The 15,668-nt window shown below is 34.5% G+C and carries 18 protein-coding genes; 11 read left to right on the forward strand and 7 right to left on the reverse strand.

Features of this window, described 5'->3' with window-relative positions:
- Nucleotides 1-74 precede the first annotated feature (74 nt).
- From epsC to SNE38_RS04090, 4 genes are all read left to right on the forward strand, one after another.
- Nucleotides 75-1,004 (forward strand): serine O-acetyltransferase EpsC, encoded by a 930-nt coding sequence (gene epsC / locus SNE38_RS04075; protein WP_191703012.1) that lies wholly within the window; start codon nt 75-77, stop codon nt 1,002-1,004.
- Nucleotides 1,005-1,374: 370 nt separating this feature from the next.
- The gene (locus tag SNE38_RS04080) at nt 1,375-1,863 is read left to right on the forward strand and encodes a hypothetical protein (protein ID WP_336045896.1); all 489 of its coding nucleotides are present in this window, start codon (nt 1,375-1,377) and stop codon (nt 1,861-1,863) included.
- Nucleotides 1,864-2,005: 142 nt separating this feature from the next.
- Nucleotides 2,006-2,368 carry a hypothetical protein gene (locus SNE38_RS04085; protein ID WP_336045897.1) on the forward strand — a complete coding sequence of 121 codons (363 nt, stop codon included), beginning with the start codon at nt 2,006-2,008 and terminating at the stop codon, nt 2,366-2,368.
- A 164-nt stretch (nt 2,369-2,532) separates the two neighbouring features.
- Entirely contained in the window at nt 2,533-2,886 is a 354-nt protein-coding gene (locus SNE38_RS04090) for a hypothetical protein (RefSeq protein ID WP_336045898.1), read from the forward strand.
- Nucleotides 2,887-3,335: 449 nt separating this feature from the next.
- Here the strand turns inward: SNE38_RS04090 and SNE38_RS04095 are convergent, their stop codons facing one another.
- Both SNE38_RS04095 and SNE38_RS04100 read right to left on the reverse strand, forming a co-directional pair.
- Complete coding sequence (locus SNE38_RS04095) at nt 3,336-4,010, reverse strand: glyoxalase (protein ID WP_336045899.1); 675 nt, start codon at nt 4,008-4,010, stop codon at nt 3,336-3,338.
- Between the two features lie 83 nt (nt 4,011-4,093).
- Nucleotides 4,094-4,846 carry a CPBP family intramembrane glutamic endopeptidase gene (locus SNE38_RS04100; RefSeq protein ID WP_336045900.1) on the reverse strand — a complete coding sequence of 251 codons (753 nt, stop codon included), beginning with the start codon at nt 4,844-4,846 and terminating at the stop codon, nt 4,094-4,096.
- A gap of 123 nt (nt 4,847-4,969) precedes the next feature.
- On the opposite strand from SNE38_RS04100, the gene SNE38_RS04105 reads away from it, so the two are divergent.
- Nucleotides 4,970-5,494, forward strand: coding sequence for an AAA family ATPase (locus SNE38_RS04105; RefSeq protein WP_191703146.1), 525 nt, complete (start codon nt 4,970-4,972; stop codon nt 5,492-5,494).
- A 50-nt stretch (nt 5,495-5,544) separates the two neighbouring features.
- Here the strand turns inward: SNE38_RS04105 and SNE38_RS04110 are convergent, their stop codons facing one another.
- A complete protein-coding gene (locus tag SNE38_RS04110; protein WP_191703016.1) occupies nt 5,545-7,347 on the reverse strand; it encodes a M3 family oligoendopeptidase in 1,803 nt (600 codons plus the stop codon).
- A 157-nt stretch (nt 7,348-7,504) separates the two neighbouring features.
- Entirely contained in the window at nt 7,505-8,218 is a 714-nt protein-coding gene (locus tag SNE38_RS04115) for a ZinT family metal-binding protein (RefSeq protein WP_336045901.1), read from the reverse strand.
- 177 nt (nt 8,219-8,395) lie between these two features.
- Here SNE38_RS04115 and SNE38_RS04120 point away from each other — a divergent pair, with 177 nt between their 5' ends.
- From SNE38_RS04120 to SNE38_RS04130, 3 genes are all read left to right on the forward strand, one after another.
- On the forward strand, nt 8,396-8,725 hold the full coding sequence (locus tag SNE38_RS04120) for a DUF2500 domain-containing protein (RefSeq protein ID WP_336045902.1): 330 nt from the start codon (nt 8,396-8,398) through the stop codon (nt 8,723-8,725).
- Nucleotides 8,726-8,921: 196 nt separating this feature from the next.
- Nucleotides 8,922-9,449 carry a YceI family protein gene (locus SNE38_RS04125; RefSeq protein ID WP_191703019.1) on the forward strand — a complete coding sequence of 176 codons (528 nt, stop codon included), beginning with the start codon at nt 8,922-8,924 and terminating at the stop codon, nt 9,447-9,449.
- Nucleotides 9,450-9,589: 140 nt separating this feature from the next.
- Nucleotides 9,590-10,132: an NADPH-dependent FMN reductase gene (locus SNE38_RS04130; protein WP_191703020.1), complete on the forward strand. Its 543-nt coding sequence runs from the start codon at nt 9,590-9,592 to the stop codon at nt 10,130-10,132.
- Between the two features lie 88 nt (nt 10,133-10,220).
- Here SNE38_RS04130 and SNE38_RS04135 read toward each other — a convergent pair whose 3' ends face one another.
- Entirely contained in the window at nt 10,221-10,715 is a 495-nt protein-coding gene (locus SNE38_RS04135) for a GNAT family N-acetyltransferase (protein ID WP_191703021.1), read from the reverse strand.
- A gap of 571 nt (nt 10,716-11,286) precedes the next feature.
- Between SNE38_RS04135 and SNE38_RS04140 the strand changes: the two genes are divergently transcribed.
- Nucleotides 11,287-12,612 (forward strand): amidohydrolase family protein, encoded by a 1,326-nt coding sequence (locus SNE38_RS04140; RefSeq protein ID WP_336045903.1) that lies wholly within the window; start codon nt 11,287-11,289, stop codon nt 12,610-12,612.
- A 93-nt stretch (nt 12,613-12,705) separates the two neighbouring features.
- On the opposite strand, the gene SNE38_RS04145 is transcribed toward SNE38_RS04140, so the two are convergent.
- A complete protein-coding gene (locus SNE38_RS04145; RefSeq protein ID WP_191703022.1) occupies nt 12,706-13,581 on the reverse strand; it encodes a DUF3298 domain-containing protein in 876 nt (291 codons plus the stop codon).
- A 4-nt stretch (nt 13,582-13,585) separates the two neighbouring features.
- A complete protein-coding gene (locus SNE38_RS04150; protein ID WP_191703023.1) occupies nt 13,586-14,071 on the reverse strand; it encodes an RNA polymerase sigma factor in 486 nt (161 codons plus the stop codon).
- Nucleotides 14,072-14,312: 241 nt separating this feature from the next.
- On the opposite strand from SNE38_RS04150, the gene SNE38_RS04155 reads away from it, so the two are divergent.
- A complete protein-coding gene (locus SNE38_RS04155) occupies nt 14,313-14,792 on the forward strand; it encodes a DUF2243 domain-containing protein (RefSeq protein WP_191703024.1) in 480 nt (159 codons plus the stop codon).
- The gene (locus SNE38_RS04160) at nt 14,785-15,609 is read left to right on the forward strand and encodes a cytochrome c oxidase assembly protein (protein ID WP_191703025.1); all 825 of its coding nucleotides are present in this window, start codon (nt 14,785-14,787) and stop codon (nt 15,607-15,609) included. Before SNE38_RS04155 ends, SNE38_RS04160 begins: the two co-directional genes overlap by 8 nt.
- Nucleotides 15,610-15,668 lie beyond the last annotated feature (59 nt).

The raw sequence follows: 15,668 nt of genomic DNA on the forward strand, positions 1-15,668 counted from the left end.
TCGACCGCTTTTAAACGTGTGTAGTATAATCGCTTATAAGATGAAAGATAAAAAGGATAAGGAGTTCATAAAAGATGAAAATTGAAGATTGGTTAAACAATAAAACTTCGTCAATTGCTACTGAGCTAATCGAATATAACAAAAAACATATAGAGATAGAAAAATCTATTGGCTTTACTGGACGAGATAAAATACATGAAATTTTAGATAGTTTTTATGAGATTTTTTTCCCGGCTATTTATAACCAAGGTACAGTAGATGAAACACGTACTTTAATGAATGTTAATAATAATTTGCGGAAATCAGCTTTAGATTTACGTGACATTATTGAAACAGTGCTTGTTTATCAAAACTTTGATAACTGTGATGGCCAATGCCGCGAAAAAGCAGATAAGGTAGTCATGAAATTAATCGATTCTTTCCCGCAAATCCGTGAGACGATCCAAACGGATATTCAGGCTGCCTATAATGGAGATCCGGCTGCTACGTCAACAGAAGAAATTATGTTGAGCTATCCATCTGTTCGTGCAGTATTTATACATCGTATTGCACATGAAATTTACAAAATGAATGTAACGATTGTTCCGCGAGTGATGTCTGAGTATGCTCATGAGTTAACGGGAATTGATATTCACCCTGGCGCAACTATCGGGCACTCTTTCTTCATAGATCATGGAACGGGAGTAGTTATAGGGGAAACTTGCTCTATTGGTAACAATGTGAAGATTTATCAAGGGGTAACATTAGGGGCATTAAGCTTCCCAATGGATGAAAACGGCAACCCGATTAAAGGCATCAAGCGTCATCCAAACATTGAAGATAATGTCGTAATTTATGCCGGGGCAACGATTTTAGGTGGAAAAACAACAATTGGGCATGATACCGTTTTAGGAAGTAATATTTGGATGACACATTCCGTACCACCATATTCACGCGTTTACAATTCTCAACCATCACCAAACATCAGTAACAGTAAGGAAGTAGTAATAGAGTACGAAATTTAATAGTAAAAATACAACGAGATGAATAACGGGTTCGGATATTGAGGAAAAACAATAAATAACATTGTAATCAGAGACACAATTCGCATATGAATTTGTGTCTCTCTTTTTGTTGTTATCTTAACTTTATAATTAAATCAAACTAAATTTATTAGGTAATTCGTTTTTTAGAAGCGAAATTGGTTTTTAAGGATTCCTGTTAATTTATATTAAAATGAAAATATAAAAATCTCAAGTTAGCACTTAATGTTACCAAACGTCGGTTTGGGAAGGTTATACTTCAACTAACGGGGCAGTTTAGTTAATTAAACCTATAATGAAAGAAATACAATTAGCCTCAGTTAAGAAGGTTAGTTAAAGTTAGGAGTATTAAATGGCAAATTTAACTTTATTATTATTTGGACAGAAACTTCCTCCACATCGACATTTGCATAAACTAACAAATAAGTTTATCAATATTTACCTTAAGGAACGTGAAAAAGAAACGTTTAGAGAATCGGATTATTATGAAATACTTGTTGAAGAACATTACTTTGGAGATGAACAACGAGAATTTATATATCGTCCTATTATCCCTGTACACAAAGATTTTTTATATCAAGTTGAATCTATTTATGGGAATTTAAATGCTGAGATGATTCTTTGCACGATGCAACATGAACATTCTGTTGTAAATATCGATAATATTGAATACGAAGGATATTGTTATTATGCGAAAAATACGAATGAAAAGATTCTCTTTTTCGATACTGACATAGAACATTTAAGGAAAACTTTCATAAGGCTGCCAAAAGAAGCGAACGCAGAAAAAGTTATGGAAAATTGGTTAAATAGGGACCGAGATATAAATAAATCTACTTAAACTAATGGGTGCTTAGTTCAACAAGCATTTCGAAATGTGCCCAAACATCGCTTTGGGAACCTCTTTGGACATTTTATATAAATATTCATTGGAATATAGGATAGTAGAGGTATATATTAAGGTAAAACGAGGGAGGTGTAATATGCCTTACGTTCACGAGTTTGGAATAGTTGCTTGTATAGAAAAAGATAAAGAATATATTCATTATGAACCTGAAAAATATGATTGCATAATTGTGGATGGTGATCTCCTTGATGAACTAATGTCTAAGGATTTTGGTGAAAAAATGCATCAGTTAGATACATTCGCACATAACACAAATAGACCTTATAAAAACCTTGCCTATTTTGGTATAACATTGATACCACCGAGTTCTCATAAACAGTTTTTACATATTGTTAGTGATGCAAATGACGAATACAAATCAGAAGAACTAGAAGAATTGATGAAAAAAATAACCGAGGCAATAAAAGGAGATAAATGGATGATTCACTTTGGTGTATAACTTTGTTAATCAATACTCAATGTGCAACATACACCCATTATTCAAATAACGTTCCCAAATGACACTTTGGGGACTTTGTTTTGAGAATAACCATTCATTTAAATAACGTAAATTGGGAGGAGATTTCTATAAAAAAGGTATTAATAACTTCTCTGTTTTTCATAATGTTATTATCTGCCTGCCAAGCAAATGAGGAGGACCTTGTTTTTGTTGGTGAGGGTGAATACTGGTCTTCAAACGTGACGGTTTATCAGAGTAATGGAGATGAAACATATCAGATTGAGATTAACTATAAAGAATCTAATCTACAAGATATTAAAAATTTTAATTACTATGTTAAAGGAAAAAATAATAACGTAATAGACTTTGAAGAGGATGATGCTTCTTTAAATAAACAAGGTAATTATCAAAAAAAATTACCGATTTCCAATAGCCCAGCTACAAGTGAAAAGGATGAACTTCTAATAACAGTAGAGTGGAATGGAAGTAGCGAAGACTTTACGTTAACAAACAAATGATTTTTTATATGACCATATACTTTAGTGCAACCAAAGCTAATAAAGTATACATAATAATATAAAATAACGTTCCCAAATAAAAGTTTGGGAAGAAGCGAAAATGGCAGAAATGTTGTTAAATCAACGTTTCTGCTTTTTCTATGGTTATATTGTTTATGCGTTGTTTTATGCACTTTTACTAAAAGTCAATATTGACAATGGTTTGAGCGTATTTTGGGGAATGTTGTGTCATTGTTTTTCTTGTATAAAATCATGCATATCCTTATCGTTGTAAATCCGCATTTTTCGAAGTAATTCCAATTAGAGTTAAACATCTCATCAAAAAAAGCTCAGAAATCATCTGAGCTTTTTTAATCGCTATTTATATAGAGGATTTAAAGTCCCCATCAACCGAACCCGTTACGAGATGAAGGACATTACTTTTGCTCGTTGTATTTTTGTTTAAACATTCAAATCAAGAAAAATTGAGCGTTTTCATCAATACACAGCTTTACGTCATTTTCCAAAGTAATTGTCATTGGAAAAATAGCAGCATCCTTTTGGGAGAAATACCATCTTCTATTAGGTGCGACAAGAAGTAAAAAGATAGATCCATTTTTATCGCTCATAAAATTCAAACCAGCGGGATTAATTTCATTCCCATTACGATCGATAATGCCTGCCTTTTTCAACTCTTCAGCTACCATTACTTTATCATCAACCACTAAACTCATTTCCGACATTTGAATAATATTGTTGATAGAAAAAGGGGTTTCACTTTTCGGATTGTCTTCTGTTCTTGAGATGAATTCCACAATATTTCCTGCGGGATCTTCAAAATAAAGAGAATGAGCTTTAATATTCTCAAAATAAACGTCATCTTTACCATCTTCTGTAGATAAAGCTACTCGCTTTAAAGCCCATTCTTTTGCTTCAGAAAACTGATTGGATGGTATATCAAATGCAAAATGATAAAATGGATTTCCTTCAGTATTTTGATCGTTAAACTCAATCGTTGTGTAACCAAACTTCACTTCAAAGCTGTGTGCAAGTACATTTTCCACTTTACAGCCTAAGTTATTTTTATAAAAATCCTTCATTACATCTAAATTTCTTGTTTGAAGTGATACCTTTTTAAATTTCAAAGTATTTCACCTTCTTCCTTATTTTGATGACTATATTACATTTATTATATTCAAAAAGAAATAAGGCTTTTGATTGAAGCGGACTATGTTTTGATGAAATTTGATACGCGTAAAATGATTATGCCAGCTGAGAAAAATAGGAGTAAGCAGATGCATTTCACTAATTCCGTCATATGCAGTGGCATTTCAATTTGAATGCCATCATGAAAATAAAATACATTCATAAAACCGTGAAACAGGGAACCGGGTATTACAGAACCGCTCCATTCACGCAAATAGGAAAGTACGCATGAAGTGATAAACAGAATTATGAAGTAGCTTACAGTGCCTATTACCAGGTTTGTATAACCTTTATAAAAATAAGCAATGGGTAAATGCCAAATACTCCAGATGAAAGCAATAATAATTGCTGTCTTATGAATTGAATAGCTCATTCTTAATCTAGTCTGATAATACCCACGCCATATGATTTCTTCGATGCCTGCCGAAAATGCTGCAACTGTTAACCCTATTCCCAGGAAGAAAAATAATTGATTTCTTTCTATAAATAAAAAGCTTCCTACATTCGTTGTAAATAAATATGTATGAACGATTAAGCCTAAAAGTATAGGTAATAGAATTGAAAGAAACAGGGGGGCCATTTTGGATTTCTTTAGTGAAAATTGGTGAACATTAATTTTTTTCCTTGATGCAATATGTTGGATGATGAATGTAAGTAAGGGGATTGCCATTATTAATCCTAAATATGGTTGATTTATACGTACCATAATAAAATGATAAATAAGTGTAAGTGTAAATATAAAGACTGTCAGCAATTTTAAATCTTTAAAATTCAAAAGGACACCTCTTTCATTTAGTGCAACTTAATATATATGTAGTATATTACTGTTAAAATTTACAAATTATAATGGGATTTGTTATAGTTACAATAAAAAATTCCAAAAAGGTGAGGGGTAGTAATGTTTTTTATACAAATGTCCGGATTCCCAGGATCGGGGAAATCTACATTAGCACTGGAAATTGCAAAAAGAATAGATTGTGTCATTGTCGATCATGACATTGTTAAATCTGCATTGTTGAATTCGGTAAATGAAAGTCAACTGGATGGAAAGCTGGCAGGGAAAATTTCATATAATATCGATTTTTCATTAGTTGATTTTTATTTATCACAAGGAAAAAATGTCATTCTTGATAGCCCGTGCCTATACGATGAGATGATAGAAAAAGGAATGGCAATAGCTCGGACCAATAATGCGAAATATAAGTATATTGAATGCTATTTAGCCGATTTTGATAAAATCAATAATCGTTTAAAAAATAGAGTGAAAAAAATCAGCCAAATTACAGATGGGCAAAGTAAAGACATTTTTTATGCTACGCTAAAAAGTAGTAAAAAACCTGCTAATACAACATGCTTTACCGTGAAAACAGATGAACCGCTACATACATATATAGATGATGTTATTAATTATATAAACAATTAAAAATAGGGGAGGGGGATCTTCGTGCATCATGACCCCCCAAAACTATAAACTTAATTAGTTTCTAGCGCGGTTAATTCAATGAATAATTCGACATCTCTTACGCCAAGCATAATTCCTTTTTCCCAAAAGGTTTCTTGTGTTATATCCTCATTTAGATGTTTAAAAACCAGTTCCTCCATAGTCATTTTTCCAGAATCACGAAGTAACTGTATATAGGCATTTTCAAAATCAGCTCCCATTTCTTTGGCCTTTGCAAATAAACTTAATGCTAATAAGTATCCAAATGTATAGGAGAAATTATAAAATGGAGCATTTGTCATATAAAAGTGAGGTGTCCAAAGCCAAGTATATGCAGATACATTATTAAGGGAATCTTTATATCCAACAGAAATTGCATCCTGCATTATTTCGTTTAATCGATCTGCAGAAACGTAACCTGTTTTTCTCTCTTCATAAAAATTTTGTTCGAAAAGAAATCGACTGTGAATGTTCATGAAGTTCATTACACTTCTTTTAATTTTTTCATCTAATAGCATTATTTTTTCTTCTTTAGTAATAGCATTTTCAATTGCCGCATCTAATAAAATGATTTCGGAAAAGGTTGATGCCGTTTCAGCAATACTTAGTGGGTACTGTTTATTCAACCCATGCTGTCCATCCATCGCCGAATTATGAAAAGCATGTCCTAATTCATGCACGAGTGTCAAAACACTCATCATAGTTCCGCTATATGTCATAAAAACTCTTGATTCTTCCGTCAAGGGAAACCCAGCACAAAATGCCGCAGCCGATTTTTTGGACCGGTTTTCTGCTTCAATCCATCCTTTTTCAATCGCCTTTATTACGAACTGTTCCAACTTAGGCCCAAATTTTCGGAAGTGCAATTTAACTAAATCAATCGCATTATCATAATCAATATTTCTGGGAGTTATAGTTAAAGGTGCCCAAAAGTTATACGATTGCATTTTTCCTTTATTATTTATTTTCCCTTTATGATTAAGATAATTCGTAAACGGTTTTTTGTGCTTGCTTACAGCTGACCACATTGCCTCAAGAGTTTCTTTTTGCATACGATTTTTACTTAGCGGCACTTCCAATACATCGTTTATTCCTTGCAAGCTGTACATTTGGAGTCGGAAACCGGCCAGATGATTTAAAATTTTTGCAAATGATTCTTTTTGTTCCTTCCACTTTAGCTCCAATGCTTCATGGGCACTTTGCCGAATCTTTTCATCGGGATGTGACCGTAAATTCAAAGCCTGACCAATAGAATATTTCTGTTGCTTTCCATCATTTTGTAGATCTATTGTAAGATTTCCCATTAATGTTTGATAAAACTGACCCCAAGCATGGAATCCATCTGTAGACAGACTGGATAAAATAGCTTTTTCATTAGATGTGAGGGATGACTCTGTTTCCTTACGGCATTCAGTTAATATTAATTTAAAGTCCATTAATAGCTCAGATTCAAGTAGTTCTGTCCAGGAATTTAAAGGAGTGTTAGCTACTATAGCTTGAAACTTTGTTAACATAATATTATATTCGCTATTTAAATTAGAAATCTTACTTTGTAAAACATTTGCACCTGAATCCATTGGATCTTGAGCCAACAAGCATGTTATGAAAGAGGTAGCCTGAGATAATTTTAACTTCATATTACCAATCTCAATAAGCAAGTTTAAAACATTATTAGCATCTTCTGAATTAAATTTTGTAGTAATCGTTAAGCCTTTATTCATTAACTGCAATCCTTCTTTAATAACTTGCAAATGGTTATGTAATTGGATGGATTTGCTTCCACCTGGAAAAATACTATCTAAATTCCAAACTTGATTATAGTTGCTGTTATTCAATAAATTTCCCCCTCATTAATAAGAACATCTATTCTGTATATTAAACTATATCGAATCTTCTGACTATAAAAGAAGTAGAATTCAAGTGGGGGTAATTGGAAAAAATAAAGGAAACCAACTTTCGAAGGTTTCCTGATTTTATTGCTGCTCTATAGAATTAATGCGCAATCATTTCATGTGCAATTGTATGTCCGTCCATATCGGAAGGGAAATATGTAGGCCAATTTGTTACTTCCTCCAATAATGCGTTTTGATCGTCTCCCCAATAAATATGGTAATGATCCGCTTTTGTAGGAGAAATACTATGATCACTGAATTGAATATACTGTGGTAATTTATCTGCCGGTTCTGTTAGTTTAAATATAAACCGTACGCCACGATTTCCAGCTTCATAATTTAGAATCTCATAACCATCTGCTTCATATTCTCCAGTGAAAGCTTCTCCATTTTCGTAAAATGTGACATTGTTTCCTTCGATTACGATACGTTCTGTATTTGTTTTGTAGCCGATGTCATAATACGCTTTATATTCCTCGGCTGTCTTATCACCATTCTGCTGTGCTTTATGTTCAAATACTTCATCTAGTGTGCCATCTAGTAAATATGGGTACACAGATTGCCAATCACCCTCCCAATCGGAAAGTGCGCGATCTTGTACTTGACTATCTTCAAAATACCCAGCGTAAATTTTTTCTGCGTCTTCATCATGTACATGGGAATGATTATGCTCGCTTTTAGATGATTCATTATGGACTGCCTTCGTTTCTGCTTCTGGTGTATTTTCCACTTCCTTTGTTTCAGTAGACTGACATCCTGCTAAGAACGAACTTAGGAGTAAAACACTTAACCCTTTTAATGTTGTACTTTTCATTTTTCTGCCTCTTTTCTAAATAGTAATGATTACGATTATTGATTATAGATGCAACGTTAACTGTTGTCAACATAAATAGTAACCGTTACTATTTATAGGGAGTGTTTATGAAAAATCTGAAATTACTGAAACTCTTTTAGGCTATGAACGTATAAAAAATAGAAAGGAAGTGTTCATATGTTTTTTGGTGATATTATGTTTTCGATTTTCCCGATATTTTTTGGCATTATATTTATTGCTATTATTTTCATCCTATTTTCAAATATTAAAGAGGGGATTAAAAATAATAATTCTCCGCTACTTACGGTGCCAGCCGAAGTTGCCTCTAAGCGGATTCATGTTCAAGGCGATAATTCGCGCACTACATATTTTGTAACTTTTGAAGTACAAAGCGGAGACCGAATGGAATTAAAAGTTAAGGGCAATGAGTATGGGATGCTAGTGGAGCAAGATCTTGGTTTATTGTCATTTCAAGGTACACGTTATATTTCTTTTGAACGCCAATAAAACAGAACAGAATAAAAAAGCGCTCAGAACTCTCACTATAAACGATGGCTTGAGCGTTTTTTGATTATTTTAAAAATAAACACTTGACGTTTGAAGAAGCCTTTGTTATATTTATCTCAAGTTCGAGATATTAGATTTCGAAGTTTTATTTTAATTATATATCTTGAAATCGAGATAAATTGGAGGAGAATTTAAAATGGCAAAATGGTCAGTCGATCAATCACATTCAACAATTGGGTTTGAAGTAAAACATATGATGGTTTCTAAAGTGAAGGGACACTTCAATAGCTATACTGCAGATGTAGAAGCAGCCGATTTAACGGATTTAACAACGGCAAAGGTTCAATTTGGTATTGATGTAGCGAGTATCAGCACAAATAGCGAAGACCGTGATAATCATTTGAAATCACCAGACTTCTTTAGTACAGATGAATATTCAAAAATTCTATTTACATCTACAAACATCTCGAAAGCAGGGGATGATTATAAGGTGACAGGGGATTTAACAATTAAGGGGATTACAAACACAGTAACATTCGATGTTGAATTCGGGGGGAAAGGTGTAAATCCATGGGGTGTAGAAGTTTATGGCTTTGAAGCCGAAACGAAAATTAACCGTGAAGATTTCGGTCTAACGTGGAATGCAGCTTTAGAAACAGGTGGCGTATTAGTAGGGAAGGACATCAAAATTAAGGTAGAGCTTGAATTAAACCCAATAGCTTAATCGAGAATATTTATTAGTTAATTGGGGAATATTTATTACCGTTGCGGGTAAAAATTAACAAAATTTTTGGTATCCAGTTAACTGTCATGTAGTTGGATTTAACATTAATTTTTTGAAGATAATGAAGGAGGAATATTAAAATGGAAAAATTAAATATTGGTATTATTTTAGGTTCAACTCGTGAAGGTCGTGTCAGTCCTCAAGTAGGGGCGTGGGTAAAAGAACTTGGGGATAAACGTGGTGACGCAAACTATACAATTATTGATATTGCGGACTATAATTTACCACTTTTAGGTGAACCGGGCAAAGATGCATCAGGTGCAGTTGCTTGGGCTGAAGCCATTGGGAAGCAGGATGGATTTGTATTTATCGTTCAGGAATATAACCACTCGATTACAGGCGCTCTTAAAAATGCATTAGACTATGTACGCGATGAATGGAACAATAAATCAGCAGGTATCGTATCTTACGGTTCTGTTGGTGGTGCACGTGCTGCCGAACATTTACGTGGTATTTTAGGGGAACTATTAGTAGCGGATGTACGTGTACACCCGGCGTTATCTTTATTTACAGATTTTGAAAATGGTACGACTTTCAAACCGAAAGATGTTCAAGTTGATTCCGTAAACCAAATGTTAGACCAAGTCATTCCGTGGGCAACAGCGTTAAAAACAATCCGTTAATTCCTAGGTATATTATCAAGTATCGTAAGACATCAAAAGTCTACTCAAAATAATTTGAGTAGACTTTTTCTTGCATAAATTTTGAAAATTAAAGAATTTTAGCCATATATAATTCGTTTACATACTGTTCTTCAATTAATAGCGAATCTCTTTTTGTTCCTTCTATTTCAAACCCCATATTTTTATAGAGTTTAATTGCATGTTCATTCGTTTCGATGACGGTTAATTCTAATCGGTGGAGCTGTACCTGTTTTCCCCAGTTTATAATATGTTCGAATAGTTTTGAGCCTACACCTTTTCCACGGCTATTACTATGTACTCCAATCGCAATTATAGCGCGGTGAGAAGTTCTTGATAAGTTTTCTGCTTTTACGAGAAGATAACCTAAAATATCCTCATTGTCTTCTGCGACAAAGAAGCCCGATTTTGGTGTATTATTCAGTGTATTTATAAATTTAATTAAAGGCTCTTCCTTCATTTGCCTTTCACCGGGTCCATATAACATAAAACCAGATTCTTCAGCATCCTTCATAACCGGAATAATTTTTGTTGCATCACTTTCAACTGCCTGTCTTATTAACATTCTTTTGCTCCTTTAAAAATAGTGTCTGCTTATATTTCTCTTCCTTTAACTAGTTTAACAGTTTTTAGGTTCATCACTATAATTTTGGGATGACAAAATTGAGTCCGCCCCTACACTTCGGAGTGCCCTAGCGCAAAAGTGGGGAGCGTTTACTTAAGCGCTTTTGTGACTAAAAGGGAGTGGAGGGAGATTGAATTGCGCAATGAGATAAATAGAGGAATGAATTTCCGTTATTTTTAAAATAACATAAAAAATAGTGAAAATAAGGGAAGAAATTTCCGCTATTGCCCTAAAAAACATGAAATTTCACGACTTTATTTAAAATAACGGTAAAACGTTCCCTTATTTATTCTAAAATGAGCTACATCATTGAAATAACGGTAAAATCTCCCCTTATTTTAGGGGGCACTGAAAGCTTTATTTTTTGTTGGCGAATTATTTTTTTAAACAAAAATTTTTATTAGAAAAGCAACCCCATGTTACTGTGATGACTTATTTATTATATAAATTTCTATTATTTACAATATATTGAAAATAATCTAAGATTTAAGACATAGGGAGGCTGATGACAGTGTTACTATTAAAAAATGGTTATTTATTAAATATTGAAACCGGCAATTATGAAATACAGGATATTTATATTGAACAAAATATCATTAAAAAAATTGCTTCAAATTTACATATAGAAGGTGCAGAAATCGTTGATTGTACTGGGAAATGGTTGATTCCAGGGTTAATTGATATGCATGTACATATAAAAAAACACTTTGCTAATTATTTTACAGCGGCAGGTATTACAACTGTTAGAAATACAGCGGGAAGCATAATTGAATTAAAGCCATTTATTGATGCAGATGGAAAAGACTATGAGCCTCGTGTTATATCAGCTGATCGCATGATTGATGGTCCGCCAGGCTTATGGGGGGATGATACAGCTTACAATATTAATGTGGACAATGTTTTACTTGCCAAACAAGAGGTTGTTAGACAAGTTCAGCTTGGTGCACATTTTATTAAAGTATACGGATGGCTTGATCCTGAGTTCATGGAGGTTGTCGTTCAAGAGGCGAAGAAAAATTCACTGGAAGTAAGCAGTGATATTTTGCATTCCAAAGAGGTAAATGCAATAGATGCTGCCAATATGGGGATTGACTGGCTTGAGCATAGTTCAGGGATTATTCAGGCAATGTACCCTCATTGGTCTTGGGATTCCCCTCAAGAAGTCTGGGATACAATACCTTGGGACAATCCGGATGAAGAAAAAATAGTGAGCGTCTGTAAGCAACTGCTGGAGAAGAATGTAAAGCTTTGTCCGACAATCGTTTTATATGATCAAATGAGATTGGCAGAAGCCTATTGGAAAACAAACCATGAAGTAGTACAGCATATTAAAGAAAGCGGCTATTTGTTCAAGCATTGGGAACATGGTGCAAAAGGAAAATCGGGTCAATCTAGCTTTGGAATTCAAACAAAAATGATCCGAAAAATTGCCTATATTTACTTTAAAATGGGCGGCACTGTAGTGACTGGGACAGATACACCTGCTGGGATATTTACATACCCAGGTTTAGCATTGCACCGGGAAATGCAATTATTTGTTGATGCAGGTTTTACACCATTGGAGGCACTTCAACAAGCAACAATGAATGCAGCGAAGGCCTTGAAAATAAACAATTTAGGTGAAATAAAAGAAGATTATATTGCTGATATTTTAGTATTGGATGAGGATCCTTTACGACAGATTGAAAATACTATGAAAATGGAATGTCTAATAAAAGGAGGGACTGTATATACGACAAAACAGTTGCTTGAGACAATTCCATCAGAAGAAGAAATGACGATTTATGTTAATGATCTTATAAAGAAATTCGAGAAACTAGGGTTAAAAGCAGAATAAAAATTCTTTGGGGTTGTAGTAAAAGAAAAGCAGGTGTAACCATTTAAAAAGGATACACCTGCTTGTTTAAGATTTGGAAGTGATTTTATTTTCTTATTTAATATATTTATTGCTCACCAGTACATCCTGAAGTAGTTCTGTCGGAATTTCAACAGTTACAAGGCCCATAAAACCTGGTGCTATCTCATATACATCAAACGACATTACAAGCTTTCCTTCTTCGGTAATATAGAAGTTTTGGTCAGGGGAAATGCCTTCAAAGACACCGAATGATTCATCATGATATTCTGTACCACCAATCCAGTACATGTCAGACCCCTCTGTTTCAATCATTCTATTGCGTAGTTCATCCTCTATATAACGACTAATAATGTCTAAGTAGCGATCATCTTTAAACAGACTCGGCAAAGTAATGACCGTTTCAGCCTTTTTATCAATCGTTGTGTATTTCATAACTGTAGAAGAGGATACGACAGTGACTTCTACATAACGACCAAATGACAATAGTTCATCGGTATCTGTCTCGATAACATAGCCGCTATTTACTGCCATATTACCAGCTTCCATTTCCTCAATATCCGCCTTGAACTGCTCATATAGTGTTTTGCCTTCCTCAGCGTATTTTTCGTTCAATGCTTCGATGTCAGCAGATGAGCCCGAAATTTGAGGTACTTGAATTTCGGCTGTATATTCATCCTTGACCATTTCATATTTAGTAAATGTAAGCACCTGTACGACTGGTCCGATTACAGGTACATCCGCCAAACTTTTCGCCATTGCAGGATTTGTATTTAGGCCCACTGTGAACAGCACTACTGCAGCAGCTGCAGATATTGAAAAAATCGGTAGTTTGCGTTTTCTTTTCTTAAGTGGACGCTGTAGATTTTTTTCAATGATTGTCTCTAACTCCTCGGGAATAGGTACATCCTTATATTGTGCGTGTAGCTTTTTTAACTTGTCATCATTCATTGACCTAATTCTCCTCCGTTTCTAGCTCAATTTTTAATAGCTTTAATGCTTTATAAAGCCTTGATTTCGCCGTGCTTAGAGGAATCGCCAATATGTGTGCGACATCTTCTATTTTCAAATCTTCAAAATAACGCAGCACAACGACTTCACGTAGCTGTAGAGGTAAATGATGCAATGCCTGCTGTAAATCAAGATTTTGATAGGTATCTTGTTCAGATAGTTGCAGTAGGGATTCGTCTCCAATGAGCTCGATCCGCTTTTGCTTGCGTAGTAAATCAATCGCCGTGTGTACTAAAATCGTATAAAACCAGCTTTTCATTTGCTCACGATTTGTCAGTTTCTTAAGCGCCAGCCAGCCTTTTTGAATACTGTCCTGCACGACATCGAGCGCATCCTGCTCGTTTTTTGTGTAACTATACGCGAGTCTATATAGCGACTTTTGCTGCGTGCGGATAAATGTAATAAATGCATCTTCTAATTCTTCCATCATTCCTTGAAGCTCCTTTTTTACTCTGTCGACAATTATAAGACGGGCGAAGGGGTAAGGAAAGTTTAAAGAAATAAAATATTTTAAATAAATATACATTCGAAGAGCAGGGGGTGGTTGTAGGAAAATAAAACAATAAGGTTTAGTCCATCGAGCAAGAGGGGAATTTCTACTATCGAATATGTTGTTATGAATTTGGAGAGATTATAAATAATGAATACACGTAAAGGGGCTCTGAAGTGACATGAAAAATAACAAGGATAAAGGAATTTCTCGCCGGAATATGTGGTCAGGAATTTTATTTGGCATCGGTCTCATTGCCTTTGTTGATGAAACGGTATTTCACCAATTATTAAGATGGCATCATTTCTATGATAAATCAACAACTGATATTGGCTTGATTTCCGATGGCATTTTCCATGCTTTCAGCTGGTTTGCAACGATTGCGGGGTTATTTCTATTTGCGGATTTACGTCGACGAAATGGCTTGATCTTTCAACGGTGGCTAGGTGGTGTGTTATTAGGAATTGGTGTATTCCAGTTATATGACGGTATTATTCAGCACAAATGGATGCGAATTCACCAAATCCGTTATGTCGACAATGTCATCGTCTACGATATTGTCTGGAATGTCAGTGCGCTAATCATTTTACTAATCGGTCTTTATCTATTATTCCGTTCTTCAAAAAACAGTACTTTAAAAGTGAAGACTGCAAATGAATAGTCTATATTTGCTGCATAGTCATGGGCATGCTGCACATAGTCAATCATTATCGGGAATGAACCTTCAATATTTGCTGGGTTTAGTTTTTGTACTATTGGGCGCGGCATATATTATCGCTACCATAATGACGAATAAGCGCTATAAACAATGGCCAATTTCTCGTACCGCTTTTTGGGTGTCGGGGATTGTGATTGCACTCGTTTCAGTTGTCGGACCGTTGGCAAACAGCGCACATACTAATTTTACGGCACATATGGTGACTCATTTACTAATAGGCATGGTTGCACCGATTTTTATGGCGATTGCCAAACCGATGACTTTATTGCTTAGAGCGGTGAGTACGTCATTGGGGCGTAAGATAACGGAAATTTTAAAAAGCCGGGTCATCCAATTTGTCTCTCATCCTATAACTGCCGCAACATTAAATGTAGGTGGCCTATGGCTTTTATATACAACAGACTTATATATGCTTATGCATGAAAATGCATTTTTTGCCTTATTTGTTCATTTGCATTTCTTTATAGCTGGTTATGTATTTACAATTTCAATTATTTATTTCGATCCTGTCCATCATCAGTATTCCTACCGATTTCGGGCAGTCGTTTTAATTGCTGCAATAGCCGGGCATGATATTTTGTCAAAATATATGTATGCAAACCCGCCGGCAGGAGTTTCTCGGCAAGAGGCAGAAATGGGAAGTATGGTTATGTACTATGCAGGAGATTGGATTGAAGTAATGCTCATTATAATATTCTGTTGGCAATGGTACAGATCAGCAAAGCCACGCAGAAATTCAGGTGTTGAGCTTAATGTATAGAGATAAGATAAAAATAAAGCGATGAAAATTTTAATTTTGTAAAATTTTCATCGCTTTTT

The sequence above is a fragment of the Solibacillus ferritrahens genome (genome assembly GCF_037027585.1).
Classification (GTDB): Bacteria; Bacillota; Bacilli; order Bacillales_A; family Planococcaceae; genus Solibacillus; species Solibacillus ferritrahens.